This window comes from Ruminococcus sp. AM43-6 (genome assembly GCF_003461785.1).
Taxonomy (GTDB): domain Bacteria; phylum Bacillota; class Clostridia; order Oscillospirales; family Ruminococcaceae; genus Hominimerdicola; species Hominimerdicola aceti.
Genome location: NZ_QTXU01000016.1, coordinates 1 through 13,688, shown reverse-complemented (window position 1 = coordinate 13,688; position 13,688 = coordinate 1). Strand labels below are relative to the sequence as shown.

16 protein-coding genes are annotated in these 13,688 nt (G+C 43.4%); 9 read left to right on the top strand and 7 right to left on the bottom strand.

Features of this window, described 5'->3' with window-relative positions:
- Positions 1-55: 55 nt before the first annotated feature.
- The 3 genes from DW938_RS09405 to DW938_RS09395 are packed head-to-tail and all read left to right on the top strand — an operon-like array spanning position 56 to position 1,130.
- Positions 56-316 carry a hypothetical protein gene (locus DW938_RS09405; protein ID WP_117896777.1) on the top strand — a complete coding sequence of 87 codons (261 nt, stop codon included), beginning with the start codon at positions 56-58 and terminating at the stop codon, positions 314-316.
- 39 nt (positions 317-355) lie between these two features.
- Entirely contained in the window at positions 356-808 is a 453-nt protein-coding gene (locus DW938_RS09400) for a hypothetical protein (RefSeq protein WP_242992474.1), read from the top strand.
- Positions 795-1,130, top strand: coding sequence for a hypothetical protein (locus tag DW938_RS09395; RefSeq protein ID WP_118124605.1), 336 nt, complete (start codon positions 795-797; stop codon positions 1,128-1,130). Before DW938_RS09400 ends, DW938_RS09395 begins: the two co-directional genes overlap by 14 nt.
- Here the strand turns inward: DW938_RS09395 and fliB are convergent.
- Both fliB and DW938_RS09385 read right to left on the bottom strand, forming a co-directional pair.
- Positions 1,127-2,230, bottom strand: coding sequence for a flagellin lysine-N-methylase (gene fliB, locus DW938_RS09390; RefSeq protein ID WP_118124604.1), 1,104 nt, complete (start codon positions 2,228-2,230; stop codon positions 1,127-1,129). The genes DW938_RS09395 and fliB overlap by 4 nt on opposite strands.
- Before the next feature lie 100 nt (positions 2,231-2,330).
- Complete coding sequence (locus tag DW938_RS09385; protein WP_118124603.1) at positions 2,331-3,263, bottom strand: hypothetical protein; 933 nt, start codon at positions 3,261-3,263, stop codon at positions 2,331-2,333.
- Between the two features lie 313 nt (positions 3,264-3,576).
- On the opposite strand from DW938_RS09385, the gene DW938_RS09380 reads away from it, so the two are divergent.
- The 3 genes from DW938_RS09380 to nrdD all read left to right on the top strand — a co-directional run bounded on the left by DW938_RS09380 (position 3,577) and on the right by nrdD (position 5,294).
- Positions 3,577-4,128, top strand: coding sequence for an SH3 domain-containing protein (locus tag DW938_RS09380; protein ID WP_022286536.1), 552 nt, complete (start codon positions 3,577-3,579; stop codon positions 4,126-4,128).
- A 56-nt stretch (positions 4,129-4,184) separates the two neighbouring features.
- Positions 4,185-4,871, top strand: a complete 687-nt coding sequence (locus DW938_RS09375; RefSeq protein ID WP_181984406.1) for a SprT family zinc-dependent metalloprotease — start codon at positions 4,185-4,187, stop codon at positions 4,869-4,871.
- Between the two features lie 132 nt (positions 4,872-5,003).
- Positions 5,004-5,294 (top strand): anaerobic ribonucleoside-triphosphate reductase, encoded by a 291-nt coding sequence (nrdD, locus tag DW938_RS09370; RefSeq protein WP_117857504.1) that lies wholly within the window; start codon positions 5,004-5,006, stop codon positions 5,292-5,294.
- Between the two features lie 75 nt (positions 5,295-5,369).
- On the opposite strand, the gene DW938_RS09365 is transcribed toward nrdD, so the two are convergent.
- From DW938_RS09365 to DW938_RS09345, 5 genes are all read right to left on the bottom strand, one after another.
- Positions 5,370-6,191 (bottom strand): zinc ribbon domain-containing protein, encoded by an 822-nt coding sequence (locus DW938_RS09365; protein WP_181979693.1) that lies wholly within the window; start codon positions 6,189-6,191, stop codon positions 5,370-5,372.
- Positions 6,192-6,323: 132 nt separating this feature from the next.
- Positions 6,324-9,272, bottom strand: coding sequence for a YfhO family protein (locus tag DW938_RS09360; protein WP_118124601.1), 2,949 nt, complete (start codon positions 9,270-9,272; stop codon positions 6,324-6,326).
- Positions 9,259-10,206 (bottom strand): glycosyltransferase family 2 protein, encoded by a 948-nt coding sequence (locus DW938_RS09355; protein ID WP_118124600.1) that lies wholly within the window; start codon positions 10,204-10,206, stop codon positions 9,259-9,261. The genes DW938_RS09360 and DW938_RS09355 overlap by 14 nt, the downstream gene beginning before the upstream one ends.
- Positions 10,207-10,284: 78 nt before the next feature.
- On the bottom strand, positions 10,285-10,869 hold the full coding sequence (locus DW938_RS09350) for a hypothetical protein (RefSeq protein ID WP_038670641.1): 585 nt from the start codon (positions 10,867-10,869) through the stop codon (positions 10,285-10,287).
- Positions 10,870-10,917: 48 nt separating this feature from the next.
- Positions 10,918-11,787 (bottom strand): AraC family transcriptional regulator, encoded by an 870-nt coding sequence (locus DW938_RS09345; RefSeq protein WP_022286529.1) that lies wholly within the window; start codon positions 11,785-11,787, stop codon positions 10,918-10,920.
- A gap of 170 nt (positions 11,788-11,957) precedes the next feature.
- Between DW938_RS09345 and galE the strand changes: the two genes are divergently transcribed.
- From galE to DW938_RS09330, 3 genes are all read left to right on the top strand, one after another.
- Entirely contained in the window at positions 11,958-12,968 is a 1,011-nt protein-coding gene (gene galE / locus DW938_RS09340; RefSeq protein WP_118124599.1) for a UDP-glucose 4-epimerase GalE, read from the top strand.
- Between the two features lie 123 nt (positions 12,969-13,091).
- Positions 13,092-13,310 (top strand): DUF6290 family protein, encoded by a 219-nt coding sequence (locus tag DW938_RS09335; RefSeq protein ID WP_118124598.1) that lies wholly within the window; start codon positions 13,092-13,094, stop codon positions 13,308-13,310.
- Positions 13,307-13,576: a type II toxin-antitoxin system RelE/ParE family toxin gene (locus DW938_RS09330; protein WP_118124597.1), complete on the top strand. Its 270-nt coding sequence runs from the start codon at positions 13,307-13,309 to the stop codon at positions 13,574-13,576. The genes DW938_RS09335 and DW938_RS09330 overlap by 4 nt, the downstream gene beginning before the upstream one ends.
- Positions 13,577-13,688: the final 112 nt, after the last annotated feature.

Here is a 13,688-nt window from a genome sequence, read left to right as displayed (position 1 = left end):
AGCAATATTATAACATAAATATTTATAAATACTATAGAAAAAAGGAGAATTTTTTATGAGCGCAAAAAACAGCTTCAATTCCATGGATCCAAAAGCCATGCAGGCGCTTCTTGCAGTGGCTTCCAAAAAGCTAGGCACCACCCCTGATGTGCTGAAAGGTCAGCTTGAAAGCGGCGTTTATGACAGGGCGCTTCAGGGTATGCCACAAAACGAGGCTATGATGCTTCAAAAAGCATTGTCTGACCCGAAAACTGCCGAGAAAATATTGTCCTCACCACAGGCAAGGGCGATATTCAAAAAGCTTCAGGGGAAATAGTATTTTACAGGGCAAAAGCTTGAACAGGCGGTGAAATAATTGGACGATCTGATGAATAAAATACAGAATGTGCTTAATGACGAGGAAAGCATGAAGCAGATAAAGGAGCTTGCGGATATGCTCACGGCGGATAACGGCGGACAGGGAGAACAGGGCGGTCAGAGCGAAGCTCCACAAAGCCCTCAGAACATGGACTTTTCTCAGCTTCTTCAAAGCCTGGGGGGCATTTCTCCGCCTGCGGAAAGCAAGCCTGCGCAAGCGACACAGACAGGGGGTCTTGATATCGCAAAGCTTATGAAGATACAAAGCATTATGCAGTCGGCTTCAAAGCCCGATAAAAATATCCAGCTTCTTCTTGCTCTGCGACCGCTTTTGAAAGAAGAAAATCAGGCGAAAATAGACAGGCTCATAAAAATATTCAAGCTTTTTGCAGTGTATCCTGCACTGAAAGAAAGCGGACTTCTGGGAGGTGATCTGCTTGGCATATTCTGATGACAATAATTTCACCACCATGCAGGAGGAAGCCATTCGCCGTGTGAGAGAAATGCAAAGGCGTTCACGAAGCATTGTGGGCGCAAGCCCTAATAGCGAGCCTGCACCACCTAAAGCAGAGGAAACCCCTCGCACTCAGAATGCTCATAGCTCACAAAAAGCCCCTCAGAGCAGTTCGCTTTTGAGCGGTCTGCTTGGGGGGAATTTAGGCGATATAAAGATAGACGAGGAAAAAGCCCTTATCGGTCTGCTTATTTACATATTATACAAGCAGGGCGCAGACATAAAGCTTCTTCTGGCGCTTGGTTACCTTCTTCTCTAAAGCGTCCATTCAAGAAGTGCAAGCATAGAAATATCGGAGAAAATATCGGAAAGATAGCTGTCGTCATATATCCTGTCCATGTTGTCACCTGAGTATTCTATCTCCTTGCAAAGCTCCTTGACGGTTTCAAAGCGTGCGGGAGCGTCCTGCTCACGACTGAGGTTTATGACCTCTGCGGCAAAAATGAACACTATCATAGCCTTTATTTTTGACAGCAGGTCGAAATCTCTCACAGCTTTAAGAAAATATCTGTATACAAAATATACCGCAAGCTTTTCGTACTCACCGCTCGTCTGAGCCTTTAAGGGTGCGGAAAGCTTTTTCACAAAGCGGCTTGCGTCCTTTATCTGCTGTGGGAGAATGTCGCCTATAAAGTCAAGACGTTCAAGATACAAAAGCATATTTCCGGCATTTTCCAAAGGCTTTTCAGGAAAAGCCTTTTTTAAGCTCTCCACACGCTCTGCAATTATCTCAGGGTGGGAAAGCTCCTGGGCAATGGCTTTTATCTCCTCTGTATCCTCTTCGTCAAGAGCATATTGTATCTCCGCTGTTGCTGAAAGAACGTTCACAAGCCTGTCATGGAGAGAATATTCCCTGTTTTGAAGCAGGTCAATGAAAGCCGTTCGTGCAAAAAGCATGGTTTCAAGAAGCTTGGGATCAAACTCAAGGTCGTCAGGCTCTTCATCTATCTCTTTGGTAAAAAATCTCACAGGCTCATCGTCAGAAAGATACATTCTCACAGCTTCTTCGCAGGCAAGTCCCACGCCTGCCTCCTTGTAATCTCCAAACCACTCGTAAAACCTCGGGTGTTCACGGCATATGTCTGAGATGTTTTCCTCACCGTAAGCAAGCTGAACAGAGCAAAGCCCCTTTTCGTTGAGCATAGGGCATTTGCCGTCGCAGTGGACAAGATATTTCACGCCCTCGTCTTCTGTAACTGAGTTCACAAACTTCCTGCCTATATCATTGTCAAGCTTTTTGTAAAAGCCGTAGGTGTCCTCGTCTATCTCGATATCCCAATCGGTCATACAGCAGTTGTCAGAACATTGCGTGCCTGTGCAGACGAATTTTTCAAATATCTCAGGGTAAAAAAGCTTCATATAAATATCTCCTTATGAGGTGTTGACCTTATTATAATACTAATGCTTTTATCTGTCAACTTTCAGAATAAAAAAAGGCAGACACCTTGTCCGCCTTTTGTCACTCTTGTGTGAAAACTATCCATTTTATGTTTTTGGGGCTTATCTCGTCAAGATACTCTGACGGCACTGTGACAGTTATCTGCCGTTTTGAAGTCGCCCCTGCCTTGTTCTCGGGTATCTCTTTAGCCACATATATGAAAAGGGAATCCTTGTCTTTGACCGCCCTTACTACTTCATAGTCGATATGCTCATATCCAGAAAGCTCTCCTTTTAGAAAAATAACATGGTTGTTGAAGCCGCCTTCGTTTTCAAAAGCTTCCATATCCTTTTTCATTTCCTGAATTTGCAGTTCACCATTGTATTTCAAATAATATTCACTGAAATCATCATAATTTGAAAACATTTTTTGATAGGGGAATGTCATGTTGGCTTCACTGCTGCACTTGTATATCTTTTGCTCAAAAGGAACGTCTGTAAGCTCACTTGTTACATTCTCTGTCTGATAAAGCTTGTTGCTTCCTGCATAATATATCGTCAAGCCGTTTTCACAAACGCTGTAAAGGCTGTCGGCAGAAAGTTTTTTTGAGAAAAGCTTCATACTGCCCTCAGAAAAGTCCTCAGATTCTATGTTAATAACTCCGCTGTCCCCCTCCAAAGAGCTTTCAGCATGTATCACCTGCGTGCTTGTGCATACTGTTATCTCAGCCTCAGTGCCGCTTTTTACGCACTCACAGAACTCAGCCCAGCGCATATCACTTTCTTCCGAAGAGTCCATGAAAAGCATACCATGCTCTCTAGCCGTGTCAGCGGTTATCTCACTGCCGTTCCATGCTGAGAAAAATATCTTTGCAGGGCTGTCAACGACTTCCTCTTGTTCGATAAACGAGGAGTTTTCAGTATTGACCACGCTCTCTTCAGATCGACCGCAGGCTGAAAAAAGGGTCAGGAACATTGCAGCAGACAATGCACCGCAGATAATTTTTTTATGCAATTTCCTGCCCCCTTGCTTTTATACTGTAGGGGCAACGCCTCCCAAGGCACGCCCTTAAAATTCATTATATCACATTTTGCTGATTCTGTTAATATGTATTTTAATCAAATTAGCAAACGCCTATTTGGCTATAATGTCAAAATATCAGCGTAAATATGGCAAATATCTCAAGAAGAGGGCTTGAAGAGTGAAATGTGACAATATTGTAATTAAACTGTCATTGACATTGATGATAAAAAATATTATAATATGTTTATGTACCTGTGCTTTGTTTGCAGGTGTGCAGGTGTGTTCCTGCAAAAGGAGGCGAAATGTGACGGCTTGTGCCGTGCAATATATGGATAATAACAAGAATAACGTTTCCCGCAAGGCTTCGGGAAATACGGCGAGCGTTGTCGCAATAATAGTTGTGGGCATATTTGTGCTGTGCGTGATACTTCTGCTTGCCAAGGGGCTTTTTGCAAGCAATAGTTCAGAAGTGCCAAAGGGTATAAATACTGCCACCATAAATACAAATGAGTCTGTGGCTGAGCCAGTGAACAGTACCGCCCCTGCGGATACGTCCGTTACTGATAACAGCAGTGTGGACGAAAGCGGTGCGGTAACAGATGTGTCCAGCGATGAGTCTAGCCAGACAGATGTGCTTGAAGTAATGTATGTCACAGAGTATGCTTATCTTCATGTGGCACCTGATAATGACGCTGAGAATATCGTTTGTATGTCACCGGGCGTTCAGGTAAACGTTCTTGAATATGAGGATAACGGATATGTGAAGATAAATTTCATGAACATAGACGGTCCACTCACAGGATATATTTATAAGGATTATCTTACAACAGACAGCTCTATAGCAGTACAGTGGTAAAAAATACAGCGCCGCACAAAAGAATGTGCGGCGTTTTTGGATATGGGGGCTTTGAAGTGCCGAAATATAATACTTTTATCCAGGATAAAAACGGAGAGCGCATAGACTTTATCCTTGACGTTGCCAAAAGAAGTCGCCTTAATATGGGTATGCGTGACGGCACTTTGACAGTGCGAGTGCCTTACGGCTGTTCAAAGCAGCAGCTTGAAAGCTTTATTAATAACAATCTGGGCTGGATAAAGGAGCAAAAAGACAAGGCGGCGGTGGGTCTGCCGAAAGATTTCTGCCATGGCGAAAGGCTCAGACTTTTGGGGAACGAGCTTACCCTGACCCTTGTTCAAGCTGATAAGTATTTTTCTCCCAAGATAGAGGACGGCAAGCTTCTCATTGCCGTGAACAAAACCAGCGATCAGACCTATGTAAAAGAGCAGACCACCAAGTTCATAAACGATCTCACAGTGGCGGAGATAACAAAAAGTATGCAGAAAATGTCTGCCTCCACAGGGCTTGTGCCTGAAAAGGTCACAATAAAACCGCTGACAGCAAGCTGGGGAAGATGTATCTCAAACAGGCATATTTCCATAAACTCAAAGCTTATCGTTTTCCGCAGAGAGTGCATAGATTACGTCTGCCTCCACGAGCTTTGCCACTTGGTCTTTATGGATCACAGCAAGGATTTCTGGGCTTTGGTGGGCAAGTTCTGTCCCGATTGGCGAGGCATAAGAGAAGAAATGAAAGGCTGACCATGCAGGCATACCCTACAAAATATACTCATGTGCTTTGTAGGTATTAACTATTGACAAATACAAGATATTGTGGTATCCTTTTATTGTGGCAACAATATGTATAACAAAGAAAAATGGAGGTAATGTAAAATGGTAAATGTGAACGTAACAGGCGGGGAGATGTCCCAGGCAGAGATAAATTCATATATTGACAGGGCGCAGAAGCTTTACCCTGAAAAGACTATCCAGACTATCGACCTTAAAATAGACGGCGACTTTGTTGACGTTGATTATCACTTTGCAGACGTGCCTTTTCAGCGTATAAGAAGAATAACAGGCTATCTTGTTGGAACTCTCGACAGATTTAACGACGCAAAGAGAGCGGAGGTCCGTGACCGAGTAAAGCATGGTCTTGCAAGCCCCAGCGTATCAGAACAGTAAAAATGAAACACGGCATATGTCACCGAAAAAGTGGCATATGCCGTATTTTTTATGGAAGTGTATTGGTGTAGCTTTTTAGACCTTGTTTCCGCAAACGCTGCAAAATTTGGCTCCGCTCTTCAGCTCTGAGCCACAGTGAGGACACTTTTCAGGTGCGGTCTGCCAGGCAGGCTGTTCAGCCGTTTCTGTAGGTGGTTCTATAGGCTCTGTCTGTTGTGGTATCTCAGGCTCAACTACGCTCTGTGACATAACAGGCTCGGCATTGTCGGGCTTTCTGAACTGTGACATATCAGGCTGAGCAAAACTCTGTTCTTGCGGTGTAGTCATTGGGATAGGCGCAGGGGCATTGTCAGGCGTCTTTGCGGCAACAGGTATCTCAACGGCGAAATCTTCGCCCATAAGTCTGCCTGCAATAACAAGTCCACCGATAAAAAGCAGGAAAGCCGCAATAAATGGCAGAACATCATCAGCAAGTGAAAGGGCTACCCTGAACTTGTCATTGTCATAACCCATTGTTATAGCGTTTGAGAAGTGACCTTTTACCGTAACATAGTATATCATTATGCCCTTTGTTATCATCACAACAAGCGGGAAAAGGATAAGAAAGCCTGCGAATGCACCATCAAGCTTTTTCTTGCCCTTTGCTCTTGCAGATGTGAAAAACGCCACAAGGCTGAATATGGCGAGTGCGCATGAAAGACCATAGGTGTTCACATAAGCGAAAATGTCGGGGGTGAACAAAAAGTCTATCTTGTTTGTGAAAACGTTGTTGTAAACGAGTTTTCCCACAGGGTCAGCCAGTGCGCCTGCTGCCGAGAGAATGAATGCGAAAAAACTCAGCAGACACAGGGACATTCCTGCATATGTAAGCTTCTTTGTGTAGATCTTTTTTGCCATTTTGATTAGTCCTTTCATTTGTGAAGTCTTTATCCGCTGTCCGAAAAAATAGGGGCGGATAGAATTTCCGTCCCTATTATAATACTATTTTATAAAAGCCTTGTCAATAGATTTTTTTCGCAGCTTTCGTCGCTATTTATCGTTTTTGCCGCTATCCTCGTCCTCACCGAGAATATTTTTCATCATCTCGTTTATGTGCCGAAGCTTTTCGTCATCATCATTGTCAGGTCGGTATATCCTCAGCGGCTCGTCAGTTGTATCTGTTGTGTCATTTATCACAGGGGTTGTGGCTTTCTCACTGTTCTCAGCCGTAAAGTTAGCTTTTGCAAGCACCTTTTTCATGACTTTTCCACGCTTATATTCAAACAGGAATATAAGCACCAGCAGGGCAACACCAAAGCCCGTTATGATAAGAGATACTTTCCAATAGTCAGGTGAGAACTTCATTGTTATCTTGTTTTCACCCTGCTCCAAAGGGATAGTTATAAGGCTGTCAAGAGATTTTTCAGCCGTCACCTTTTTGCCGTTCACAGTGATAGTCCAGCCGTTTTCGTATGGTATGGTTGTGAACAGTACAGAGCCGTCATTTTCAGCATTAACAGTGCCCTCAAGATAAGTGTCCTTAAAGCTTGTGACCTCAAGCACATTTTTCTGCATATCAGCGCAGGTCTGTGCAAAGCTGTCATAATCAAAGGTGTAGAAAAGCTGGTCTTTCCAGTAAGCTTCGTTATCGTCATTTGCCACCGTTATGCGTATGCGAAGCTCCTGCCCCTCATAGAATTTGCCAAGATTCATAATGGAATAATTGTCGCCCACAAAGAACTGACCTGCATATTCCATAGGCTCAGAGCCGTCCATATAATCGTCCTCGTCCTGTATCCACACGTTGCAGGAACGCTCATATTTGGTTGGAAGATACATATAAAGATATGAGTCCTTATCCATTTTCACAACATAGTCAATGTGACATTCTGCAATGGAAGTGTCTGTAGGGAAGTATTTCGTGTGTCCGTCAGTGAGCTGAGATGTAGAAACGTTCTCCATTTCGCTGTTTATAACAGGTATCTTTGTGAAATAGTCCTTTGTTGTGCTTGCGAGGGCGTTGAATACCATGTTCTGGTTTTCAAAAGGATTATCTTCAGAAAGTGACACGTCCTCAATACTAGGCGAAGATACCATGCCAAGACCAAGAGCGTTAGGGTTGTTGTAGAATTTATATGTTGCGTCGCCCTCAGTGTATTCTGTAGTGAGCTTGTATTCCTCAGGGACTTTAACTCTTGTGCCTACAAAAGAGGTGTTGCCCGTTTTGTCCATAAGATATTTTATGTCAAACAAAGCGTCGGTCATGAACGTTGTGCCGTCATATTTTGTGTAGTGTCCGCCGTAGGCATAGCCAAGCTTGTGGAGCATCATAAGGGCAGGTGCGTTCATTGTTGAGCTTGAATGTGAAATGCCCTTGTAGCCTGTTCCGATAGGGTCGTTTACAGTTCTGTGGAAAGTTGCCTCCATGCGGTAGAAAAGCGACGGGTCATATTCCTTCATCATTGACACAGCGTTTCTCGTCTGCGTCATGTAAGGTTCATAAGAGGTGTATTTGCTGTATGCAACGTCAGTGTCTATCTTGTCGATAGTGTCAGCGCTGTTTGCAAAAAGCTCAACCGCAAGAACGCCTACCATTACGATACAAACAGCCTTTGATTTTGGATATTTCTTGATAAGGTAGATAAGTGCGAAATATGCCGCCAAAGCTATCATGGATACCCATATGCCTTGTATAACGTTTGTGGTGTCGCCTGTTTCACTTGTCTTTGTTTCAAAAAGCTGGAAGTGAGAGTAGTTCTCACGCTCACACCAAAATAGGAATACCATAAGCCCGAAGAAAATTCCGCCGATGTTCTTTGCAGTTATGCCCTCGAGGTTTTCAAACGCCCTGAATGCCATTACTATCATCAGGAATGAGAATATGAAAGAATATCTGTAAGGCAGCCAGTTCGGCACTTGAAAGCCGTGCATTGCCATATCAGCAGGCTTTATATACATTAGTATAACAAGCAGGAAAGTGAGCAGACCTGTGGAGGTCTTTTCTTTCATTGTTATCCTGTCGTTCATAAAGAACAGCGGAACAAGTATCAATACAGCCGTTCCGCAGTATATCATAGGCATACCCTCAGGGTAAACAGTGTCATATGACATTGGGAAAAGCTTTGTTATGAACGTAAGGAAATCAAATTGCGTTGCAAGTGAGAAATCAGGGTCAGTGAACTCAAATTTGCCGAGCTTCAAAGAATTGTAAACGGTTATAAGAACGAACGCCGCACACATAAGCGCAACAAGCGTGCCGATACCAAAAGCCACACAGCGTGAGAAGAACTTTTTTGGCAATATCCTGCCCTCTCTTGAAAGGCAGTACCAGCAGAAGTAGAAAAACGTGAAAATTCCCACCATATAGCCGATGTAGAAATGTGCAATGAACATAAGCGCCAGCGGCACTATATAAGGCACAAGCTTGCCCTCATCAACGAGCCTGTGAACGCCCCAGCATATAAGCGGCAGATAGATAAGTCCGTCAAGCCACATAGGGTCCATAAGCTGTACCACCATGTATGACATAAGAGCATACATGGTAGGGAATATGATAAGTGAGATAGTCTTAGGTTTCTGCACTGATATCTTTTTTAAGAAGAACATGAACGTCACAGCCGCCGTGCCTATCTTTGCAAGCTGTAAAATAAGGATAGAAGTCGCCATCATCGTTCTCGGCAGCAGCACAAGTATCAGCATAAAAGGGCTTGCAAGATAATATGCAAACACACCGAACATTTCTCCGCTGAGGTTTCGTGACCAGTTGTAGATAAAACTGCCATTGCCATGGAAAGCGTCACGGAACTGCTCGTAGTAGTAAACATACTGACCGTTCAAATCAAGCACAAGCACCGAGCTGTCACCGATAGGGTGTATCTTGAAAAACGCATAGGCAGAAAACATTATTGCCACAGGCAGAAAGAACACTAAAAAGTACAGCCGCTTATCATAGCACCATTTTTTTATAAATGAAAGGGGAGATGTTTTAGTCTTTTCCATTCTTTTTCTCCTCGTCGTCTTTTCTTATGATATCACGGATTATGTATCTAGGCCGCTGTTTTATCTCCTCGTATATCTTTGAGAGATAAAAGCCTATTATTCCAAGACTGAACATTATTATACTCGATGTGAGAAGCTGTAGGATTATGACAGTTGAAAATCCTACCGCCGACGCACCGATAAGCTTTTTGATAAGGGTATGAAGTCCTAATATCACAGAGAATATGAAGGTTATAACACCGCATACAGTCACTATCTGCAAAGGCGCAGAGGTAAAAGAGGTTATGCTGTTTATGGCGAATTTGAAAAGCCCCTTTACAGACCACTTTGATTCGCCCACCTCTCTGTCAGCAACGTCAAAATATACACGCTCCGTCTTGTAGCCTACCCAGCTTGACATTGCTCTGAAAAACGTCAGTCTTTCAGGCATTGCATTCAGTGAATCTACCACAGCCCTGTCAAGAAGCTTGAAATCGGAAGCCGCTTCCATGTCAAGTCCGCTTGACTTGTTTATCATCTTGTAAAACCACAGAGAGAAAAATTTGTATACAGGGTTTTCCTTTCCACGGGAATTTTTTCTGCCCTCAACAATGTCAACGTCATTGTTTTTCCAGATGTTGTACATCTCGATTATGACCTCAGGCGGGAACTGCAAATCACAGTCCAGCAGAACGCAAGCGTCACCCTTTGCAGTTTCAAGTCCTGCGAAAATTGCGCTCTCCTTGCCGAAATTTCTTGAAAAATTCACGCCCACGATATGCTCGTCATTGCGTGCAAGGTTTGAGATTATATCCCATGTTCTGTCCTTTGAGCCGTCGTTTACAAAAACAAGCTCATAGTCTATACCGTTTTCGCTGAGAAGCTTTGAAACAACAGAAGCACATTTTGCAACGTTGCCTTCCTCGTTATAGCTTGGTATTATTATTGATAGCATTTTTCGTTCTCCTATTCTTTGTTGCCTTTATACACAAAACAGAACGCCATTTGTGAACATGACGTTCTTGAAATATCCTTATTTGTTTTCTCTTTCACGGCGTTTTTCATAATCTGTCCTCAGCTTGTTGAAGTTGTAAAGCATGATGAGCAGGAAAATATACACAAGTATCTTTGCTATTGCCGCAATAACGCCTGCAAGGGTGGTGACGAACTCTATTGGTATTAGCCTGTTTAGCAGGTCGCCCCCAAAGTAAATAAACGTCATAAGAGCAAGCTTGTTGAAACTGCCCTGAAGCCTTACAATGTTTGAAACGTCTTCCACAAGCTCTCTGTGGCTGTCAAGCGCCACGAGGAACATTCTCATAAGGTTCAGTGACATATAGACAGTTGCCGCCGACAGCAAAATGCTTATAACGTTCGCCGCCATTGCCGCAGGGGAGAGAAGCTTCAATAGAAGCTGACATACCACCGCAAGAGCGCACATAGCGGAAGAAGTGTAAGCAGGCTTTTTAAGATGTGCGAAAGCGTCAGTGCGTTCTTCCGCCTCAGCCGTTCCCACCGCGAAAAATAAAAAGCCTACAAGCTTTATAACGTAATTAGAAGTCCAGCCTGCGTTTAGCATGAAAAGCATGAAAAACGAGCCGACCATAAAGAAATTCATTGTTTAAGACCCTTTCGTAGCTGATTATACCTATTTATTATATCTCATTTATATACCCTTGTCAACCGAAAACGCCTTGTTTTCACCTTTTGTACACAAAGCGTCAGCCCTGTATTCCGTAGGTGACACACCCTTTGTCTTGTGGAATATCCTTGAAAAATAAAGGCTGTCATTATACCCTACCGACCTTGCCACAGCCGACACAGGAAGCTCAGTTTCTTCCAGCAAACGGCAGGCGGCGTTCACACGGAAATCAGTTATATACTGTGCAGGAGAAAGCCCCTCGTATTCCATAAAAGCTCGATATAGCGTGGCACGGCTCACGCCAACGAAATCGGTGGCATTCTCGACCCCTATCCCAAGGGTGTAGTTGTGTGCAATGTAGTTTTTCGCCTTTGTGACATATCCCTTTGCGGTGCTCCCTGAACGGCTTTGACTTCCCGAGCGTTCCATAAGAATGCCCAGTGTGATGTAAAGCTGACCTGTCATTTTCACAAGGTCTGAGCTTCTGTTTCCGCTAAGACGATAAATGCGTTCAAGACTGTCTTTAAGCTCGCTTCCAAAGTCTGCGGAGATAACGGGACACTCTCTTGTGAAGCCTGCACGATCAAGGATAAATTCAGCGTCAGAGCCGTTGAAGCCTGCCCAGTAGTATTCCCATGGGTCGTTCTTGTCGGCAGTGTATGTTATAACAGTGTATGGGTAAATGAGAAAAGTGTCCCCTGCGCTAAGGTGATACTCTCCCTGCGGCGTTTTGTATACGCCCTTGCCGCTTATGATGTGGTGGATAAGATAATGGTCACGAACACCGCTTCCCCAACTGTGAAGCCCCTGACATTTTTCATAGCCCACGTTGTATACTGACAGCGAAAGTGCGTCCGTCTGGTCTGATTTAAAGGAATGGCGGTCTGTATTCATTCTGTGTGTTCCTTTCTGTGAGATGGTCTGTTATAGATATAATAGCATATTTTTATTCTCTTTGCAACAAAAATCCATGTGTTTGAAACAAAAATGGTATTGCAAAAACGTGAAAATATGGTATAATGTAAGTGTAAGAAAAAACCTGACATATTTGGGAGGTAAAGAATATGGCAAAAATACTCGTTACAGGCGGAGCAGGATTTATTGGCAGCCACACCTGCGTTGAGCTTCTTGAAGCAGGCTATGAAGTAGTTATAGTTGATAACTTTTCAAACTCAAAGCCGGAGGCTCTTAACAGAATAAAGAAGATAACAGGCAAGGACTTTGTTTTTTATGAGGCAGATCTTCTTGACCTTGCGGCGCTCGAAAAGATATTTGAAGAAAACAAGATCGACGCTGTTATACATTTTGCAGGTCTTAAAGCAGTTGGCGAATCTGTTCAGAAGCCTGTTGAATATTACCATAACAACATTACAGGCACTCTCATGCTTATCAAGGCAATGAGAAAATACGGCTGTAAGAAGATAGTTTTCTCATCTTCCGCAACAGTTTACGGCCCTGTAAACAAAGCTCCATATACGGAGGATATGCCTACATCAGCAACAAACCCTTATGGCTATACAAAGGTAATGATAGAGCAGATACTGAGAGATGTTTATGTTTCCGACAACGATTGGTCAGTTTCGCTTCTGAGATACTTCAACCCTATCGGCGCACATAGGAGTGGACTTATCGGAGAAGACCCTAACGGTATACCAAACAATCTGCTTCCTTACATCTGTCAGGTAGCAGTAGGAAAGCTTGAAAAGCTCGGTGTGTTTGGTGACGATTACGATACTCCTGACGGAACAGGTGTAAGAGATTATATCCACGTTGTTGACCTTGCTAAGGGTCACCTTTGCGCAGTCAAGTATGTAATGGAAAACAAGGGCGTTGAAGCTGTAAACCTCGGCACAGGAAAAGGTTCAAGCGTTTATGACGTTCTTCACAGCTTTGAAAAAGCCTGCGGAAAGAAGCTCCCATATGTGGTAAAACCAAGACGTGCAGGCGATATCGCAACCTGCTATGCTGATACAGCAAAGGCTAAGAAGGTCTTTGGCTGGGAAGCACAGTATGGTCTTGATGAAATGACAGCAGACAGCTGGAACTTCATTAAGAATAATCCTAACGGACTTTAATACATAAGCATAGAACATAATAATTTTCCTAGGCAGGGACACACTAATGTGTGTCTCTGTTTTTTATCCATTGACAAAATTATAATTTTGTGCTACAATGTAATACAAGAGGAGGTGCTTACAATGAATGTATCAGTAAGACTTAACGATGAGGACACAAAGCTTATAAAAGCCTATGCAGATATGTACGGAATAACTGTTTCTGAGCTAATAAGAAAGTCTGTATTGGAACGTATAGAGGACGAGTTTGACTTGAAACTCTATAATGAAGCCATAGAGGAATACAAGAAAAATCCTGTAAGCTATTCCCTTGACGAGGTTGAGAAAGAGCTTGGCTTATGAAATACAGGGTAGAACTTACGGAAAGAGCCAAAAAGACTATCAAGAAGCTTGATAAATACACGGCGAAAATGATATTGAGTTGGCTCAGAAAAAATCTTGAGGGTTGTGAAGACCCCAGAAGTCACGGCAAAGGGCTTACCGCCAATAGGAGTGGTCAGTGGCGATATCGAATAGGCGATTACCGCCTTATTGCAGATATCCAAGACGATAAAGTTCTGATATTGGTACTGGAGATAGGTCACAGGCGTGATATCTATGAAAGATAATGATGTCAAAGGCGGCGTTGTAAAAAAAACAGCGCTCAAAGAGCCGAGATTTTCTGCTTTTGGGAAATCTCGACTCTTTTTTATGCCAGATCGCAAAAATAACTATTTTGGC

Excerpts from the sequence above, each read along its gene's own strand:
- DW938_RS09335 (WP_118124598.1), top strand. The coding sequence starts at position 13,092 with ATGAATGTATCAGTAAGACTTAACGATGAGGACACAAAGCTTATAAAA.
- DW938_RS09405 (WP_117896777.1), top strand. The coding sequence starts at position 56 with ATGAGCGCAAAAAACAGCTTCAATTCCATGGATCCAAAAGCCATGCAG.
- DW938_RS09350 (WP_038670641.1), bottom strand. The coding sequence starts at position 10,869 with ATGAATTTCTTTATGGTCGGCTCGTTTTTCATGCTTTTCATGCTAAAC.
- fliB (WP_118124604.1), bottom strand. The coding sequence starts at position 2,230 with ATGAAGCTTTTTTACCCTGAGATATTTGAAAAATTCGTCTGCACAGGC.
- nrdD (WP_117857504.1), top strand. The coding sequence starts at position 5,004 with ATGGTAAATGTGAACGTAACAGGCGGGGAGATGTCCCAGGCAGAGATA.
- DW938_RS09345 (WP_022286529.1), bottom strand. The coding sequence starts at position 11,787 with ATGAATACAGACCGCCATTCCTTTAAATCAGACCAGACGGACGCACTT.
- galE (WP_118124599.1), top strand. The coding sequence starts at position 11,958 with ATGGCAAAAATACTCGTTACAGGCGGAGCAGGATTTATTGGCAGCCAC.
- DW938_RS09355 (WP_118124600.1), bottom strand. The coding sequence starts at position 10,206 with ATGCTATCAATAATAATACCAAGCTATAACGAGGAAGGCAACGTTGCA.
- DW938_RS09330 (WP_118124597.1), top strand. The coding sequence starts at position 13,307 with ATGAAATACAGGGTAGAACTTACGGAAAGAGCCAAAAAGACTATCAAG.
- DW938_RS09360 (WP_118124601.1), bottom strand. The coding sequence starts at position 9,272 with ATGGAAAAGACTAAAACATCTCCCCTTTCATTTATAAAAAAATGGTGC.
- DW938_RS09365 (WP_181979693.1), bottom strand. The coding sequence starts at position 6,191 with ATGGCAAAAAAGATCTACACAAAGAAGCTTACATATGCAGGAATGTCC.